Raw genomic sequence first — 17,025 nt, 5'->3', positions numbered from 1 at the left:
TTTGCCCGCCCTTCAGTTCAATGCCCGCCAAACGGCGGAAGGCCGGCATTCTCGCATCCGAGGGGGACCCGCTTATGCATCTCATCCAGTTCACCGACGACAAGGGCGCCCGCGCCGTTGCCGCCACCGAAGGCGGCACGACGAGCACCGTCGTCGGTGTCACCAGCGTCTACGCCCTCGCAGCCGAGGCGGCGGAGCGCGGCCTCAGCCTGCGCGAAATCGTCATCGAGAAGGGCCTCGGCGCCACCGTCGACAAGGCAAAGCTCGCCGCCGAAGGCCGCCTGCTCTCGCCCGTCGACCACCCCGATGCGGCCCATCTCTATGTCACCGGCACCGGCCTCACCCATCTCGGTTCGGCCTCGACCCGCGACGCGATGCACAAGTCGAACCAGCAGCAGGCCGAAGCGCCGCTGACCGACTCGATGAAGATGTTCCGCATGGGCCTCGAAGGCGGCAAGCCCGCGCCGGGCCAGGTCGGCGTGCAGCCCGAGTGGTTCTACAAGGGCAACGGCAATATCGTCGCCGCGCCGGGCAGGCCGATTCCGTCGCCCGCCTTCGCCAAGGACGCCGGCGAAGAGCCCGAGATCGCCGGCATCTACTATATCGGCAAGGACGGCACGCCCTTCCGCCTCGGCTTCGCACTCGGCAACGAGTTCTCCGATCACGTGACCGAGCGGGTGAACTACCTGTTCCTCGCGCACTCCAAGCTTCGCTGGTGCTCCTATGGGCCGGAACTGCGCGTCGGCGAGCTGCCGCGCAACGTCGCGGGCATGTCGCGAATCCTGCGCGACGGCAAGGTGATCTGGGAAAAGCCGTTCCTCTCGGGTGAGGACAACATGAGCCACACCATCGCCAACCTCGAGCACCACCACTTCAAGTACGACCTGTTCCGCCAGCCCGGCGACATCCACGTGCACATGTTTGGCACTGCGACGCTGAGCTTCGCCGACGGCATCAAGACCGAGCCCGGCGACGTGTTCGAGATCGAGGAAAGCCAGTTCGGCCTGCCGCTCCGCAACGCCGTGGCCTGGGACGCCGAGCGCGCGGTGGTGATCAGGCAGCTCTGAGCCTCGGCTCAACGTGGAAACCGAAAGGGGCGCTGGAGCGCCCCTTTTTCTGCCCGCCAGCTAGAAGCGGCAGAGAACCTCCATGCCGACCGGCTGCCCGGTCTCCTCCGATACGACGCAGGAGTGGCCCGGACTGCCCGCCGGCATCGGAACCCCCTTCCCCAGCAGGAACCGCACTGAATGTGCGCCCGCCAGGTCTGCCGGAAAGTGCGGGATCGGTTTGACGATGCGGAACGCGCCATCCTCGATCGGCACGATCGAGCCGTTGGCCAGCAGTTGCGCGAGGCCTGCACGGCCCGGCATCACCGCGTAGGCCTCGACCGGGAACGGTGACACCACCGTAGCCGCATCCACCTCGATCACCGGGTTCTCGAAAGGACCGGTCTTGGGTTCCGGCGTCAGCGTCATGGACGGCACGGTGATGCCAAAGAGCCTATAACTGCCGCCGGCGGGAACGTCCTCGCGTCCGGCAAAGGCGGTGATGGATGCGGCGGCAGTCAGCGCCTTGAAGCCCTTGCCGAACTCATAGGCGACGCGAAAGCAATCGCGATATCCGGCGAACGTCACCGCGCTCTTCGGCAGACCTGTTGCCGCCTGCTGCTCATATCCGGCCAGCACCGCCTGCCTCACCCGCCCAGTGGCTCCCGTGAACTTCCAGATAATCGACTCGTACGCCCCCGCCATCACGAAAAGCGGCTTCTCGCCATCTTCAACCTTCACTTCGACGACATAGGTGGCTTCGTCCTGCGCGCCGACATGGCTGGTCGCATAGGCGACGCCCTCATAGGCGCCGATCATCACCACCTCGTCGCTCGCCATCGGCCGCGGGGTGTCGCAGCGCACGCCTTGCGCCAGGGCGGCACCAGACAGGCCCGCCAGGATCGCTGTGAGTACAAGACGCAGCATCGTTACACCCTGACCGCGATGGCGAGCAAAGTAGCCCACAGCCATGACGCCACCCTGTTTAGGGAACAGAGACTTCTCGGTCGGCCAGTAACTATTCCTAACCCTTAGCGAACGCCCACCTCGGCCTCGTCGGTCCGCTCGAACCGGCTGAGATACGCCACCTGCGCCGCATCCAGCACGCCAAGACGTTGCACCAGCCGCAACAGCATCAGCCCGCTATCGAACGGCGCCAGCGCCAGCAAGAGGCCATCCGCGAGGCGGGGCCGCCGCCGCTGCTCTCCCTCGGCGAAATCCAGCAGCATGGCGTGCGCCGAGCTTGATCATCTGGCTCCTCCTCCCAAAAGCCTACGCCTCGTGCGCTTTTCCCGCCAGCGCCCCCTTGCCCTAGCACCTTTGGCTGGTTTACCCCGTGCAACTAACATGTCAGTTTCCGCCCGCCACTTATGAGCGGCCGGTCCAGGGAGAATTCTGCAATGAGCGCAACAGCCTTCAAGACGCGCCGCGTGGGCCGCACCGACCTCGAACTCACCGAGCTCGGCCTCGGCGGTGCCACCCTCGCGGGAATGGGCAACACCGAGGTCCCCGACGAGCAGGCCCGGGCCGTGGTGACTGCCGCGCTCGATGCCGGCATCGGCTACTATGACACCGCCCCGCATTATGGCGACGGCCGCTCCGAGCACCTGATGGGCGATGCGCTGCGCTACCGGCAGGACGGCGTCGCCATCTCCACCAAGGTCGGGCGACTGCTACGCCCCGTCCGCTCGGAGGCCGAGCGTACCGTACCGCGCGGCTGGACCTACCCGTTCCCGTTCGAGATCAAGTACGACTACACCTATGATGGGGTGATGCGCTCCTACGAGCACAGCCTGCAGCGGCTGGGCCTGGGGCATGTCGAAATCCTGCTCGTCCACGACATCGGCACGAAATCGCATGGCGACGAGGGCTACAAGAAGCACTGGGCCGACCTCGCCAACGGCGGCTATCGCGCGCTCGACGAACTGCGCCGCAACGGCGACGTCAAGGCGATCGGCCTCGGCGTCAACGAGGTGCCGATCCTGCTCCAGTCGTTCGAGATCGGCAGCTGGGACATCTTCCTGCTCGCCAACCGTTACAACCTGCTCGAGCAGTCCCCGCTCGAGTCGCTCTTTCCCACCTGCGCGAAGAACGGCACGTCGGTCATCGCGGCCGGCCCGTTTGCCGCCGGCATCCTCGCCGGCACCAATGTCTGGGGGCCGGACACCGGCCAGTATCAGGCCGCCCCGCCGCATATCATCGAGAAGGTGAAGGCGCTGCAGGCCGTCTGCCAGACCCACAACATCCCGCTTGGAGCCGCCGCCCTGCAGTTCGGCGTCGCCCACCCCACCGTCGTCTCCGTCCTCACCGGCCCCAAGTCCCCAGCCGAGCTCGACGGTATCCTCAAGTGGTGGAACACCCCCATCCCCGGCGGCTTCTGGGACGCCCTGGCCGACCAGAAACTGGTCGCCCCGGGCACACCGCTGCCGAATGGGCGGGTAGCTTAAGCCACTCTCGCGACAAGCTCGTCTACGCCGCCGGGCTTGACCCGGGACACTCGGATGGTGCCGCCAAAGCTGGCTCATGCGGAGAGATCGCTGGTTCCCCGGGTCAAGCCCGGGGATGACGGTGCAGGCTGCTAAGGTTGCAGCTCAGGCTTCAAGCCCACCGCGTCCTCGAGATAGTGCTTCCTGATCCCGAAGAACTCCTTGGCATCGAGGAGCTTCTTCAGCGCCCCGGCATCCTTGCCGCGCTTGGTCTTCGTCGCAACGATCAGCACGTTCTTGGGCGTGTGCACATCCGAGATGAACTCGAACACCTTGGTCGAGTAGCCGAAATGCTCGAGGATCATGGCGCGCATGGCGTCGGTGACCATCTCGGCCTGGCGCTCGAGGAAGATGCCGTGGCGGGTAACGAAATCGAGCGCGTTGCCGGCGTTCGACGTCTCCATCTCGCGCCGGATTTGCTTGTGGCAGCACGGCGCCACGACGATGAGCTCGGACCCCGCCGCAATCCCCTTGGCGATCGCATCGTCGGTGGCCGTGTCGCAGGCATGGAGCGCGATCAGCGCATCGGCGCCAGTCGAGTCGAAGCTCTCGATCGTCCCCTGTGCGAAGCTGAGATTGTCGGTCCCCGTCTCGCCCGCGGTCGTGTTGCAGAACTCGACGAGGTCCGGGCGGAACTCAACGCCCACGACTTCGGTAGGCCGGTGCAACGTCTGCTTCAGATAGTCGGCCACGGCGAAGGTCAGGTAGCCCTTGCCGGCACCCATATCGACGACCTTGCGCAACCGATCCTCCGGGATGGCCTTCAGCAGCGGCCCGAGAATCTCGACATAGCGATTGATCTGCCGGAACTTGTCGCCGGATGCCTTGAGCACCTGCCCATCGGCGCCGGTGACGCCCAGCGCCGCTAGCCAGGGCCTGCCCTCGGCCTCGATAGGCCGCACCTTGGCGCGATCATGCGCCAGCGTCGCAGCTTCCTTACTGGTCGCCGCGGTCTGCTTCAGCCGTGGCGCCTTGCCCTGCGCGTCGTACTGCAGGTCGAACGCCGTCGTGAACAGGAAGGCTTGCCGGAAGTCCTTGTCGATCAGCCGCCGCAACTGGCCGATCGCGCCCGCCGGCGGATGGTTCTGCGTGAGATCGCGCGTCTGGTGGTGGAAGGTGAAGCTGAGCTTCAGCGCATCGCGGATCGTCGCCGGCTTGATGTCGACGCTCTTCAGCGTCTCATCCGCGCCGAACGGCATCCGCAGCGCCACGCGCACCAGCGTGCCATCGGCGACGGCAGCTTCGAGCGCGGCGAGGAACTGATCTATCTTGGGAAGGCTGGTATCCATTCCCGCCATATAGGCCCGCCAGCGGCGAAACGCTACTCCGCCACTTTGCCGAGCACTTCCTTCACCTTGGAATTGATCTGGTCGAGCGAGTACGGCTTGGGCAGGAACTCGACGCTGGTATTGTCGGCGATGTCCTGGCGGACATTCTCCTCGGCATAACCGGAAACGAAGATCACCTTGAGCTCCGGCATGCGCTCCCGCACGTGGGTCAGCAGCGTCGGCCCGTCCATCTCCGGCATCACCACGTCCGAGATCATCAGGTCGATCTTGTAGTCGAGCTCGTCGAGCACATCGAGCGCCTCGTCGCCCGAATCCGCCTCGAACACCTCGTAGCCGGTGGTCCGCAACGCCCGGGCCGAGAAAGAACGGACGGAGTCCTCGTCCTCGACGATAAGAATACGCTCGTGCCCGGTAAGGTCGCGCACCGGCGCCGCCAGCACTTTGACCGGCGCCTCGCCCTCGGTCGGGATGTAGCGCGGCAGGAAGATGCGGAACGTCGTGCCCTTGCCGACCACGGAGTCGACATAGATGAAGCCCGAGCTCTGCTTGACGATGCCGTAAACCGTCGACAGACCGAGGCCGGTGCCCTTGCCCAGTTCCTTGGTCGAAAAGAACGGCTCGAAGATCTTCTCCATGATCTCGGGCGGCATGCCGGTGCCGGTATCCTCGACCTCGATCAGCACGTAGTCCGCCGGCGGCATGCCGCGATAGGTGAAGCCTGCCGCCTCGGCCTCGGTCACGTCGCGCGTCCGGATGGTGATCGCGCCGCCGTTCGGCATGGCATCGCGCGCATTGACGACGAGGTTCACCACCACCTGCTCGAGTTGCACGAGGTCGGCCTTAACCGGCCAGACATTGGCGCCGTGCTCAACCCCCAGCGTGATCTGCTCGCCAATCAGGCGCTTCAGCAGCACGGTCAGGTCGTCGAGATGCCCCGGCACCTCCAGCACCTGCGGCCGCAGCGTCTGGCGGCGCGAGAAGGCAAGCAACTGCCGCGTCAGGCCGGCGGCGCGATTGGCGCTATTCTTGATCGACATCAGGTCGGCGAACGACGGGTCGCCGGGCTTGTGCTTCAGGAGCAGCAGATCGGAGAAGCCGATGATGGCGGTCAGCACGTTGTTGAAATCATGCGCCACGCCGCCCGCCAGCTGGCCCACGGCCTGCATCTTCTGGCCCTGCGCGAATTGCGCCTCCAGCTTGCGCTGCTCGGTCATATCGAGCGCGTAGAGGTTGATCCGCTCCTCCCCGCCCTCGCCGCCTTCGGAGCTGGAGACGTAGAGCCGCACCGCGTGGTCGCTGGTGCCGGCCAGCATCGCATCGACCGGATCGATCTCCGACCGGCTGGCCAGCACTGCCGCCACCGCCTTCTCGAAGGCTTCGCGATTGCCCTCAGCCAGGAGCTCGACCATCGGCTGCATGTCGATCGACTTGTCGCCGCCATGCCAGTCGAAAATCCGGCTGAACGGCGCATTGGTGCGCACGATCCGTCCGGCCTGGTCCAGTGTCGCGATGGCGAACGGGGTGTCGTTGAAGAAGCGCGAGAACCGCACTTCGGAAGCACGCAGCGCCTCTTCCTTGTCCGCCCCCTGCCGCCGGTCGAGTACCAGCGTCCGCGTCTCGCCCAGCTCGCCATCGGCGAGGCGGGCCGCGCGATGCATCAGGCGCACCGGGAAGGTCGTGCCGTTGCGTCGCACCAGATCGATATCAATGATCTCGGTGCGGATTTCCCCATCCGCCCGGCCGCGCATCAGGAGGCTGGCGCCGTCGCCGCGGACGATGTCGTCCAGCCGGATCGCCGTCGCCTCGAATTCGGCGAGGTCGTAGCCGAGCCAGTCGGCTAAGGTCGAATTGAGGTACTGCACCCTGCCCTGCGCGTCGGCCGAGAAGAAACCGGCCGGAGCGTGGTCGAGGTAGTCGATGGCGCGCTGCAGCTCGACGAAGGCGTGATCCTGCCGCTCGCGGTCGCGGGTGATGTCCTCGACCGTCCACAGCACCAGCGGCTTGCCACCCTCGCCGGTCGACGGCAGCGCCCGCACGCCGACGCGATACCAGAACGGCTTGGTCGAGCCGCCGATCGAGCCGCCCAGTCCGCCAATGATGCGGATATCTTCGAGCGCCGGTCGCCCGTCGCGCGCCGCACGAGCCAGCCGGTAGATCGCCTCGGCCGCCTCGGGCTCGCCGGCAAACAGCCGCGGCACGGAGACGGGGACGCCGTCGGTGACCCCGCCGGGGAACTCGCCGTAATGCGCGTTGACGTAACTGATCTTGCCCTCGCGGTCGGTCACCAGCGCGCCGAACGGCAGGCTGTCGACCACCGCCTTGCTCAGCGTCTGCGTGTCCTCGCTCGCCGAAAACCGGAACAGGCCCGCTGCGATCGCGAACAGGCAGAAGACACCGACCACCGCGAGCAGCCCGAGGAAGACGAGGATCAGGTCCGACGGGATCTGGTCGCCCACCGTCGCGATCAGCACGGCCAAGAGGATGAAGAACGCAGCCAGCGCTACTACCCGCCACAATCCGGCCGCTGGGCGGCCCTTGTTCAGCAGCGGGGTCGGATAGTTGTCCTCGTCGAGCGGCAGAGGTGCCATGCGCTGGTTGAGCCCCAGGGGAAATCGCGCCGAATCGGCCTTCCAAGAGGTCTAGCAAATGGGTTTGTCGCTTGGGTAGCGACAATGGCGTTATCCCCGCCCGCAGCGGCGTTTTTGCGGCACCCGGATCGGCGGTTTCCCCGCTTCGGGTATCGTCGGCAGCGCGGTTGTGCTAGGATGTATGGCAGGCTCACACCGCATCGACCGGCGCCACACCCGTAGTGCCGGACTCGCATCCCAAGGATCGTCGTGGAAAAGTTGAAGAGCATCGCCGTGCCGGTGACGCGGCGAGATGCTATCGCCAAGGCGCGCAAGAGCCACCGCGCCAGGCCGTCCGATGACAGCGAAGACGCCGCCCTGGCCGTTGAATTCCGCCGTCAGCCGCAGCCCACCGCGGCCAAGCCCCACCACCAGTATCGCGTCGGCCAGCGCCTCGCCATGGCGCGCGGTTCACGGGACATCGCACGGCCCGCCGCGAGCTGCCAGATTACCGCCATCGTGCCGCATGAGACCGGACCGCTCCTCTATCGCGTACGCAGTGATACCGAGAGCTTCGAGCGCATCGTCGACGAGGTTGATCTGGCGCCGATGCGCTAATAGCCTTGATTAAGGCACATTGATGTCACATAGGTACTGGGTACGTTTCGCTGACATCACGCGCTACCCCACGGGACCGCACTGGTCCTTCTGGCTACCTTGATATTGTGAACGTTTAGACCGGGTGCGGCATGTCGCCGTAGCCGGAACGCACGTGCGAACTCGGGAAGATCCCGCGCACGACAATAGAAAGGCCGCCATCGTGATCGAAGGCACCGTGAAATTCTTCAACACCACCAAGGGCTTCGGCTTCATTCAGCCGAACGATGGCTCGAAGGACGCGTTCGTCCACATCTCCGCCGTTGAGCGTTCGGGCCTGTCGACCCTCTCCGAGGGCCAGAAGGTCTCGTACGAGCTCGAGAAGGGCCGCGACGGCAAGGTTTCGGCGACGAACCTCCGCGCGCTCTGATGTCTTGCCGTCCCTCGGGACGGTCCGACACCGAAAAGGCCCCTCACGGGGCCTTTTTTGTTGCCTTGAGGCACCTTGATCCTCCCCCGCTACGCAGGGGAGGATAGCGTCCCTAGTTCGCCGCCCGCCACCCACGCTTCTGCTTTAGCCGCATCACGAACCCGATCACCTCGGCCACTGCCTTGAAGTGCTCGGCCGGGATCGTATCGTCGATATCCATCGAGGCATAAAGCGCGCGCGCCAGCGGCGGGTTCTCGACAATCGGCACATTGTTCTTCTTGGCCAGTTCGCGGATGCGGAAGGCGATGGCGTCGGCGCCCTTGGCCACGCATTTCGGCGCCGCCATGTCGCGGTCGTACTTGAGCGCCACGGCAAAGTGGGTCGGGTTGGTGATCACCACCGTTGCCTGCGGCACAGCCGCCATCATCCGCTTGCGGCTGCGCTCCATCCGCACCTGCCGGATGCGTCCCTTGACCTTGGGATCGCCTTCCTGCTGCTTGTACTCGTCGCGCGTCTCCTGAACCGTCATCTTCAACCGGTTCCACCAGCGGCTGCGCTGGTAGGCGTAGTCCGCGATCGCGATGATCGTGACCACCGCCAACACAGCCCCGAAGATCTTGAGGCTCAGGTCCATGAAGTCCTGGGCGATCATCCCCGGCTCGAGATTGATCATGTTCTCGAGGCTGTCGACTTCGGGTGCCAAGACGAACCACAGCACGCCCGAGACCACCGCCAGCTTCAGCAGGCCCTTGCCGAAATTGACCAGCGCCTCGACGCCGAACAGCCGCTTGGCGCCCTCCATCGGATTGATCTTGGCGAATTTCGGCTTGATCGGCTCGAGCGAGATCAGCGGCCGGTGCTGGATCAGGTTCGCGGCAATGCCGAAGACCATCAGCACGATCGACGGCAAGATCGCCACCAGCAGGATCGAGCCGGCGAGATCGCTCCAGAACTGTGTCAGCGCCTGGCTACCGACCTCGAACTTCTCGGCATTCTCCAGGAGTATCTTCAGCGTACCGACGAGGCTCTGGCTGGTCGGCCCCGCCATCATCGCGAACACCAGCGCCGAACCCGATAGGATGAACCAGGTGTTGACCTCCTGGCTCTTGACGACGTTGCCCTTCTCCTGGGCGTCGCGGAGTTTTCGTTCCGAAGGGTCTTCGGTTTTCGATTCCTGTTCGGGGGCCTCGTCGCTCACCTAGACGCCACGCAGCGTCGCAAGCACGCCCTCGAAGTGGGTGAGGTACAGGCCCATCATCATGGTGATCAGCAGCGCCATCAGGATGAGCCCGACGCCGACCGTCGCCGGCATGGCGAGAAAGTAAACCTGCAGCTGCGGCATCAGCCGGCTGAGGATGCCCATGCCGAGGTTGAACACCAGCCCGAACACGATGAACGGCGCCGACATCTGCACGCCGACAACGAACGCCCCCGACACCACGTCGATCACCGTCTGCGCCGTGTCGCCGAACATCAGCGGCTCGCTCGGCGGCATGATCATGTAGCTGTCGTGGATGGCCGACAGCGCCACGTGGTGGAGGTCTGTGGCAAAGATGAGTGTGATACCGAGCATCGAGAGAAACGCCCCGATCAGCACGCCCTGCGTGCCGCCATTGGTCGGGTCGGCGGCCTGGGCCAGCGCGAGGCCCGAGGCCTGCGCGATGACGGCGCCGGCCGTCTGCGTCCCCGATACCGCCAGCCGCGCGATGCCGCCGAGGATCAGGCCAACCACGACTTCATGCACGACGATCGCGACGATCCCGAGCAGCTCGTTCGGAAAGGCGGGGATCTGGTCCGAAACGAATGGATAGAGCACTGCCGCGAAGGCGAGTGCGAAGCCCAGCCGCATGCGCGCCGGGATCGTCGCCTCGCCCAGCGCGGGGATCAGCATCAGCATCGAGCCGATGCGGGCGAAGATCACGAGGTAGACATAGGCGGTCAGCGGCAGCCAGTTGAGCGAGACCATCGTCAGCCGCCGACCATGATCATGTCGGCGATCCGGTTCATGTAGCCGCCGAGGATCGCGCCCATGAACGGCAGCGTCAGCAGCATGGTGATGAAGATGGCGAGGATCTTCGGCACGAAGATCAGCGTCTGTTCCTGGATCTGCGTCAGCGCCTGGAACAGCGCGATCACCACGCCGACGATGAGGCCCACGATCATGACCGGCCCGCCGATCAGGATCATCACCCAGATGCCCTCGCGAGCAATGTCGAGGACGAGGTCACCAGTCATGCGGCGGCCCAGTCGAGTCTTGAGGTGTGGGTGGAGTGCATCGTCCGGACCTTCTGTCCGCTAGACCTACAGCGAGTCGCCGATCCCTCAGATCGGCATCCGCATGATTTCCTCATACGCCGAGATCACCCGGTCGCGCACCGCCACCATGGTGTCCATGGCCAGCTCGGTCTGGCTTATCGCCGTCACCACGTCGATCATGTCGCCCCGCCCGTTGACCATGTCCATGGCCTTGGTGTCGGCGACCTTGCCGCTGTCGACGACGCCCTGCACCGCCTGCCCGAGCAGCTTGGCGAAATCGCTCCCCTGCCCCGCCTCGGCCAATTGGTTCAATGCCTGCGGCTTCGCCCCCTGGTTGAGGAGCTTGGCCGCATTGGCATAGGCCGAAGTGGCGGCATTGATTGGGATAGCCATTCAGGAGTCTCCGGCTAGGCGGGAAGCGGCCTTAGCCGCGTAGGATATCGAGGGTCGAACCCAGCATCTGCCGGGTCACGGTGACCACGTTGAGGTTGGCCTCGTAGCTGCGCTGGGCCTCCCGCATGTCCATCGTTTCGATCAGCGAATTGACGTTGGGATACTTCACGTAGCCACTGGCATCCGCCGCCGGGTGACCCGGCTCGTAGCGCGACGTGAAGTCGGACTGGTCGTAGGCCAAGCGGCCGATCTCGACCTTGCTGCCGCCGAGTTCCCTGTCCATCACCGCCTTGAAGGTCGGGATTTTGCGCCGGTACGGGTCCTCCTCCGGGGTCTTGCCGGCCGAGTCAACGTTGGCGAGGTTTTCGGCGATCACCCGCATGCGCGCCTGCTGCGCATGCAGGCCCGTGGCCGCAATCTTCAGGGACGAAAGAAAGTCGTTCATCGCTTATGCCTGCTTGCCGAGCGCTGTCTTGATCAGCTTCATCGAGCGCGTGTAGAGCGCCGTGATCGCCTGGTAGTCCATCTGGTTGCCGGCGACCTTCATCATCTCGTCCTCGAGCGTGACGCCGTTGCCCTCAGGCGTGATCTCGAAGCTGTTCAGCGCGCGCGACCCGAAGCCGTCCGCATCGCTGCCCGCGACCGCGATATGCCCAGGCTGCGTCGCCACCGTCGCGATCTGCACGGCCGACTTCTGCTGCATGTGCTCTTCGAAACCAAACGCCGCGAGGTCGCGGCCGCGGTATCCGGGCGTATCGGCATTGGCGACATTCTCGGCCAGCAAGGTCTGCCGTGCCTGGTGCCAGCGCATCTTTTCGCCTAGCGCATCGAGCAGCCCGATTTTCATGGCGCCGAGAATCCCCGTAAAACTAGGCAAATCCTGCCGGGCAACCGTTAACGAGCCGTTAACCACGAAGCTTTGAGCGGGGAGATGTCTCGCATTTTGCATAATAGGGGCGCATTGATAGGCAAGAAGTTCCACTGTTGCGTGTTTGGGTGGCCACCCCGAACCAGCTTTGGGAGTAGGCGGCGATGCAATTGATGACCAGTCTCCTCGGCGAATCGGCCGGGGCCATCGTCACTTCCGTGCTCGCGCTCGGCATCGTCCTGGTGCTGATCGTGCTGGGCCTGTGGGTGCTGAAGCTCTTCGCCCGCTCCACCGTCGCCGTCGGCCGCGGCCGAAACCGCCGCCTCAGCGTCATCGACCACATGCAGGTCGACGCTAAGCGTCAGCTGCTGATCGTCCGCCGCGACAATGTCGAACACCTGATCCTCACTGGTGGCCCACAGGACCTCGTCGTCGAAACTGGCATCCCGGTCGAGCGCCCGCCCATGCCGGCGCACCGTCCTGCCCAGCACGAAGTCCCGCCACCGCCGACGCCCACGCTCACCCAGGGCGAAATCGACAAGCTCCGCCAGTTCGTCCGCCCCGGCGCCGCCAACCGCAAACCGACTTCGCTGCGCCACACCGGCCTCTTGCGCCCGGTGAGCACCATGGAACCCGCTATTATCCCGATGACGCCGATGACTGGGGATAACTCCGGCCGGGCCCGAACAGACTCAGCTACAACGCCCCAAGGCACGGATAACGGGCGGACGGCGCTTGGGGCTCAACGCAATCTCGGAGACAAGGGCACGGCCTGACCGCGCTACGCTGCGCCGCGTCCTCACGCTCCTCGGCCTGATCGCCGCCATCCTCCTGCCTACGCTGGCCTTCAGCCAGGACGTCTCCATCGATTTCGGCGACGACACCACGATCACCGAGCGTGCGGTCCAGATCGTCGGGCTCATCACCCTGCTCTCGCTCGCCCCCTCCATCCTCGTGATGGTCACGAGCTTCACCCGCATCGTCGTCGTGCTGTCGCTGCTGCGAACCGCCATCGGCCTTCAGACCGCGCCGCCGAACTCGGTGATGGTCAGCCTCGCGCTGTTCCTCACCCTGTTCGTCATGGGCCCGACCCTGCAGCAGAGCTACGACAACGGCATCGCCCCGCTGATCGCAGGCACCATCCCGATCGAGGAAGCCTTCACCCGCACTGCCGGCCCGGTCCACGCCTTCATGCTCGCCAATGTCCGCGAGCAGGACCTGCAGCTGTTCTTCGACATGTCGCAGACCCAGCCGCCCACTGATCCGGCGGCAACCCCGCTGCAGACGCTGGTCCCGGCCTTCATGATCTCGGAACTCCGCCGCGCCTTCGAGATCGGGTTCCTCTTGTTCCTGCCCTTCGTCATCATCGACATGGTGGTCGCTTCAGTCCTCATGTCCATGGGCATGATGATGCTGCCGCCAGTGGTGATCTCACTGCCGTTCAAGTTGATCTTCTTCGTGCTGGTCGACGGCTGGCACCTGGTCGCCGGCTCGCTCGTGCGGAGTTTTACGGGGAGTTAGGCCGCCCCTGGCACTGCCGCCGCATCGGGCACCAGTTCCGCCGCCCCGCTATACAACTCGCGATACGACGAGATGAAGGCATCCAGCGAATCCGCGCTCGCGACTTCCTGCGCCAGCTTGCGGAACTCCAGCGATTGCGGAGCGATGTCGCGCGTCACGTATTCGAACAGCGGCCACTCCGCCGATTTCGCCATCTGGTCCGAGAATTTCGAGCGCAGCCGTGACAGGCCCATTTTGTCGCCGGCCAAGACGAACCCGACCGCGGCCTTCACCACACTCATCCGCCCGTCCTGCGTCATCTGCGTCGTCGCCGTGCCCGGCGTGCTCAGCACCTCGAGCAGTTCCGAGGCGAGGGCATAGTTCTTCGATTTCCAGTACCCATCAACGCGCAGGTAGTCCGCGTCCTTGCCCTTGAGCTTGGAGATCAGGTCGAGCGCCAGTTCCGAGCGCCCCGCATCGATCAGCGAGCGCGCCTCGAGAATGCGGCGCTGCCGCTCGAGCAGCGGCGGCAGCTCGGCAAGCCGCGTCCGGCCCAGCACCTTCAGCGCCTCCTCCGGATGCCGGTCGGCGATCCGGATTAGCGCCAGGTCTGCCGCCACCTGCGCCTGCGCCACGCCGGTAAGCCGGCTGTCGATCTGGTATTCAAGTAGGTCGCCGGCCTGCGCCAGGAGGTCCACCTTCACCAGCCGGCGGGCGAGGTTGCGGATCATCTCGTCGCCCCGGGTTCCCGGCGGCGTCAACTGGCGGAAATCGTAGTAGAGCGCCAGCGCATCAAGGTCGCTGAGCTTGTCCGCCTCACCGTTAAGATAGAGATCCTCGAACGTCGCCTGTGCCTCGCTGAGCAGCTGGTCGATCTTCATGTTGTCCGGGAAACTCGCCGCCGCCTCGCGCACGGTGATGAACCCCTCGCGATAGTCGGCATGGTCGAAATAGAGTTCGGCCAAGAGCTTCTGCATATCGGCTTCGAGCGCCGAACCGCGCCAGGTCAGCACCTCCGCCGCCAGCGTATCCGTCGCCTTGGCGAGGTCGACCTTGCCGCTCTTCTTGAGCAGCAGCAGCGTCCGGTAGACCGCTTCGGCACGTGTCGGCCGGAAGTCGGCCGCAATCACCGTGCCATAGGCATCGAGCGCATCGTCGTCATGCTCGCCAAGCTCGGCAGTCCGCCCCTGCATCAGCTGGAAGAAGCTCACTTGCTCCGGCTCCAGCTTGGGGAAATCAACGAGGGCCGCAAGCCGCAGCGCCAGCTCCTGGTCGTCGTCCTCCACCGCGGCGCGAAGGCCGGCGAAGAGAAACTTGGTCTGCACCCACACGGGATAGGCCGAAGCGATCCCCTCGGCCGCAATCGCGTCGGTCCGTGCGCCACGATAGTCGCCGGCATCGGTCCGCGCGATCGTCCGCCACAGCAGCGCGTCGCTCTCCTCGGGGAAAGTGCCGCTGCCGAGAATGCTCAGCGCATCCTTGGGCCGCCCTGCCAGCGTCGAGGCGATGGCCCGCACCAGCTGGATCTTCTTGCGCAGGTCGTCGCTCTTGAGCTCGCTCTCGAGCACATCCAGGACGCCGAGTGCTTCATAGGAGAAATCGTTGCCCAGATAGAACTGCGCCAGGTCGAGCCGCGCCACGTCGCGCAACCGGCCTTCCGCCGAGGCGGCCTTGGCCATCGCCTCTTCGCGGCGCTTCGTGAAGGCTTCGGGATTGGTCTCGCGCCACATGCCGAGATCGAGATAGCTCTCGCGAAATGCCGGCGCGCTGCCGGCATCGAGCTTGCGCGACGCCTCGGCGGTCGAGAGCGACAGGCCGGCGCGCGACGAGATCAGCGCCACCTTGCCCTCGATCGCGACGTCGAGCTCATCGGTCAGCGGCTTGATCACCAGTCCATGCGCCGTGCGCAGCGCGTCGAAATCGACAAAGCTCATGTTGCGCGTCAGCCCACGCGCCGGCGGCATTACTGTCACGACGCGCAGCGTGTCGCCCACCACCGGATCGCGCAGCACATGCACATGCCCCGGCCGTTCGAGATTGGCCGCGATCTCGAAGCGCCCCTGCTCGTCCCGGTCGCGCTCGAGCGTCATCGGCTCAGCCGCGCCGAGCAGCGTATCGCCCAGCGACAGCACCCAGGCGCGCCCCTCCGAGCCGAGCGTCGCCAGCCGGTCGGACGCGAGGTCCATGCGAATGACCTTGGTCTCACCCGCCGACACGACCTCAAAGCTGCTCGCCACGCTGGCGAGCGCATCGGACTTCGGCGGCACCGCCACCGGCTGCGCGCTGTCGAACACCATCCACACCACGTCGCCGCGCCGGAACACCGCCGCAGGCGTGTCGCCGTCGAACGGGAACGCGATGCGCACCGTGCTGCCCACCGTCGTGACGCTTGGCGTCACCGTGCCACCGCTGCTGGGCCCGGCGCTGCTGCCGATATGCGGATCTACCTGCAGCCCGAGCTTTGCCGCAAGCTGCTGCTCCTGCTCCTTGGCCGCCAGATCGCCCGCCTCGCGTGCCGCCGTGACCTGCGCTTCGGCCGCGAGGGCCGCCTTCAGCCCCTCGGCCGGCGCGATGTCGATATCGAGAATGAACTGCGTCGGCGACATCTGGTAGAAGCGCGGGATCACCCCCTCGTTCACCGCCAACTCCACCTTCGAGCCGGCCTTGGCGACGACATTCTTGGCGCTCTTGACCCCCTCAGGCAGTTCCTCGCTAAGCCCCGTGAGGTCGAGCGGCACCGGCCAGTCGAAGGTCACCGTGCCCACGCCCGGCTTCAGCGAGAACTCGCCCTTGGTCTCGACGCTCCAGTCGAACTGCAGCCGCACGAAGGTCGGGCTGCGGCCGACGCGGATGCTCGCCACCGGATTGATGCGCTTGGCCTCGTCGGCCTTGCGCGCCTGCTCGGCCTCTTCGGCCAGGCGCATGGAGCGCTCCGCCAGCGCTTCGATCACCTGCGGCGGCAAGGACGGCGGCAGGCCGGACCAGTTTTCCGGCAACAGATCGATATAGAGCGACTCTCCGGCATCCATACGGTTGATGTTGAACGTCGAGCGCAGCCCGATGCGGATGCCGCGATTGTCGGGGTCGATCCGCGCGATCGTCGCGTATTTCGGCAGCGCCAGTGCGATATCGGGGAGGAGGATCGAGATCGGCTCGTCGAAATTGATCGCGAGCACACCGTTCTCGTAATTCACCCGGTACTTCGGCAGGTCCATGCGCTCGGGAAAACTGAGCACGATGCGCGCAAAGCCGTTTTCGGCGGTGGCAAGGATCTGCGCCTTGTCCTCGGCGAGAGCCGGTACGGCAAGGCACGCCCACGCGATGAGCAGCACCAGCGCAACCCTGCGCAACGGGGACACGATGATCCCGCGCCAATCTGCGATGCGCGCTGACATGCCGGCTTCTGCCCGCCTTGTACACTTCTGGTGTCGCGAGCATAGGCAGCGGGGCTTAACGGCGGACTAACCCAGAGGCGCAAACCGCGGAGATGTCGAGGGAATTGGGGCGGTGGCGGCTGAGCCCTAACCGCACCACAAACCCGGTGTCATCCCTGTGAGGGGGGCCACGCAAAGTGCGCCGCCGCGGCCTGCCGC

17 protein-coding genes are annotated in these 17,025 nt (G+C 65.5%); 6 read left to right on the top strand and 11 right to left on the bottom strand.

Translation table 11 applies throughout. The features are described from left to right. Nucleotides 1-74 precede the first annotated feature (74 nt). The gene (gene araD1, locus ACOYW5_RS01895) at nucleotides 75-1,067 is read left to right on the top strand and encodes an AraD1 family protein (RefSeq protein WP_423067581.1); all 993 of its coding nucleotides are present in this window, start codon (nucleotides 75-77) and stop codon (nucleotides 1,065-1,067) included. Between the two features lie 60 nt (nucleotides 1,068-1,127). Here the strand turns inward: araD1 and ACOYW5_RS01890 are convergent, their stop codons facing one another. Next, complete coding sequence (locus tag ACOYW5_RS01890; protein ID WP_423067580.1) at nucleotides 1,128-2,018, bottom strand: hypothetical protein; 891 nt, start codon at nucleotides 2,016-2,018, stop codon at nucleotides 1,128-1,130. Between the two features lie 59 nt (nucleotides 2,019-2,077). Continuing rightward, nucleotides 2,078-2,275, bottom strand: coding sequence for a hypothetical protein (locus tag ACOYW5_RS01885; RefSeq protein WP_423067579.1), 198 nt, complete (start codon nucleotides 2,273-2,275; stop codon nucleotides 2,078-2,080). Nucleotides 2,276-2,446: 171 nt separating this feature from the next. Here ACOYW5_RS01885 and ACOYW5_RS01880 point away from each other — a divergent pair, with 171 nt between their 5' ends. Next, nucleotides 2,447-3,493 (top strand): aldo/keto reductase, encoded by a 1,047-nt coding sequence (locus ACOYW5_RS01880; RefSeq protein ID WP_423067578.1) that lies wholly within the window; start codon nucleotides 2,447-2,449, stop codon nucleotides 3,491-3,493. A 131-nt stretch (nucleotides 3,494-3,624) separates the two neighbouring features. Here the strand turns inward: ACOYW5_RS01880 and ACOYW5_RS01875 are convergent, their stop codons facing one another. Together ACOYW5_RS01875 and cckA are read right to left on the bottom strand one after the other, a co-directional pair. Beyond that, on the bottom strand, nucleotides 3,625-4,821 hold the full coding sequence (locus ACOYW5_RS01875) for a class I SAM-dependent methyltransferase (protein ID WP_423067577.1): 1,197 nt from the start codon (nucleotides 4,819-4,821) through the stop codon (nucleotides 3,625-3,627). Nucleotides 4,822-4,853: 32 nt separating this feature from the next. Then, the gene (gene cckA / locus ACOYW5_RS01870) at nucleotides 4,854-7,409 is read right to left on the bottom strand and encodes a cell cycle histidine kinase CckA (RefSeq protein ID WP_423067576.1); all 2,556 of its coding nucleotides are present in this window, start codon (nucleotides 7,407-7,409) and stop codon (nucleotides 4,854-4,856) included. A 249-nt stretch (nucleotides 7,410-7,658) separates the two neighbouring features. Between cckA and ACOYW5_RS01865 the strand changes: the two genes are divergently transcribed. Next, nucleotides 7,659-8,006: a hypothetical protein gene (locus ACOYW5_RS01865; RefSeq protein WP_423067575.1), complete on the top strand. Its 348-nt coding sequence runs from the start codon at nucleotides 7,659-7,661 to the stop codon at nucleotides 8,004-8,006. 202 nt (nucleotides 8,007-8,208) lie between these two features. Next, nucleotides 8,209-8,415, top strand: coding sequence for a cold-shock protein (locus ACOYW5_RS01860; RefSeq protein WP_423069385.1), 207 nt, complete (start codon nucleotides 8,209-8,211; stop codon nucleotides 8,413-8,415). A 112-nt stretch (nucleotides 8,416-8,527) separates the two neighbouring features. On the opposite strand, the gene flhB is transcribed toward ACOYW5_RS01860, so the two are convergent. The 6 genes from flhB to flgB all read right to left on the bottom strand — a co-directional run bounded on the left by flhB (nucleotide 8,528) and on the right by flgB (nucleotide 11,911). Then, nucleotides 8,528-9,613, bottom strand: a complete 1,086-nt coding sequence (gene flhB / locus ACOYW5_RS01855; protein WP_423067574.1) for a flagellar biosynthesis protein FlhB — start codon at nucleotides 9,611-9,613, stop codon at nucleotides 8,528-8,530. Next, nucleotides 9,614-10,381 (bottom strand): flagellar biosynthetic protein FliR, encoded by a 768-nt coding sequence (gene fliR, locus ACOYW5_RS01850; RefSeq protein WP_423067573.1) that lies wholly within the window; start codon nucleotides 10,379-10,381, stop codon nucleotides 9,614-9,616. A 2-nt stretch (nucleotides 10,382-10,383) separates the two neighbouring features. Continuing rightward, the gene (gene fliQ, locus ACOYW5_RS01845) at nucleotides 10,384-10,650 is read right to left on the bottom strand and encodes a flagellar biosynthesis protein FliQ (RefSeq protein ID WP_423067572.1); all 267 of its coding nucleotides are present in this window, start codon (nucleotides 10,648-10,650) and stop codon (nucleotides 10,384-10,386) included. 87 nt (nucleotides 10,651-10,737) lie between these two features. After that, complete coding sequence (gene fliE / locus ACOYW5_RS01840; RefSeq protein ID WP_423067571.1) at nucleotides 10,738-11,064, bottom strand: flagellar hook-basal body complex protein FliE; 327 nt, start codon at nucleotides 11,062-11,064, stop codon at nucleotides 10,738-10,740. A 31-nt stretch (nucleotides 11,065-11,095) separates the two neighbouring features. Continuing rightward, on the bottom strand, nucleotides 11,096-11,509 hold the full coding sequence (gene flgC, locus ACOYW5_RS01835; RefSeq protein WP_423067570.1) for a flagellar basal body rod protein FlgC: 414 nt from the start codon (nucleotides 11,507-11,509) through the stop codon (nucleotides 11,096-11,098). A gap of 3 nt (nucleotides 11,510-11,512) precedes the next feature. After that, nucleotides 11,513-11,911, bottom strand: a complete 399-nt coding sequence (flgB, locus tag ACOYW5_RS01830) for a flagellar basal body rod protein FlgB (RefSeq protein ID WP_423067569.1) — start codon at nucleotides 11,909-11,911, stop codon at nucleotides 11,513-11,515. Between the two features lie 194 nt (nucleotides 11,912-12,105). Here flgB and ACOYW5_RS01825 point away from each other — a divergent pair, with 194 nt between their 5' ends. After that, a complete protein-coding gene (locus ACOYW5_RS01825) occupies nucleotides 12,106-12,708 on the top strand; it encodes a hypothetical protein (protein WP_423067568.1) in 603 nt (200 codons plus the stop codon). Then, nucleotides 12,668-13,453, top strand: coding sequence for a flagellar type III secretion system pore protein FliP (gene fliP / locus ACOYW5_RS01820; RefSeq protein WP_423067567.1), 786 nt, complete (start codon nucleotides 12,668-12,670; stop codon nucleotides 13,451-13,453). Before ACOYW5_RS01825 ends, fliP begins: the two co-directional genes overlap by 41 nt. Here fliP and ACOYW5_RS01815 read toward each other — a convergent pair. Beyond that, entirely contained in the window at nucleotides 13,450-16,827 is a 3,378-nt protein-coding gene (locus ACOYW5_RS01815) for a hypothetical protein (RefSeq protein WP_423067566.1), read from the bottom strand. The two genes, fliP and ACOYW5_RS01815, sit on opposite strands and share 4 nt — an antisense overlap. Nucleotides 16,828-17,025: the final 198 nt, after the last annotated feature.

Origin of the sequence: Devosia sp. CN2-171 (assembly GCF_049354815.1) — a bacterium.
In the GTDB taxonomy this organism is placed as follows: Bacteria; Pseudomonadota; Alphaproteobacteria; order Rhizobiales; family Devosiaceae; genus Devosia_A.
This window is presented reverse-complemented; position numbering and strand designations above follow the sequence as displayed.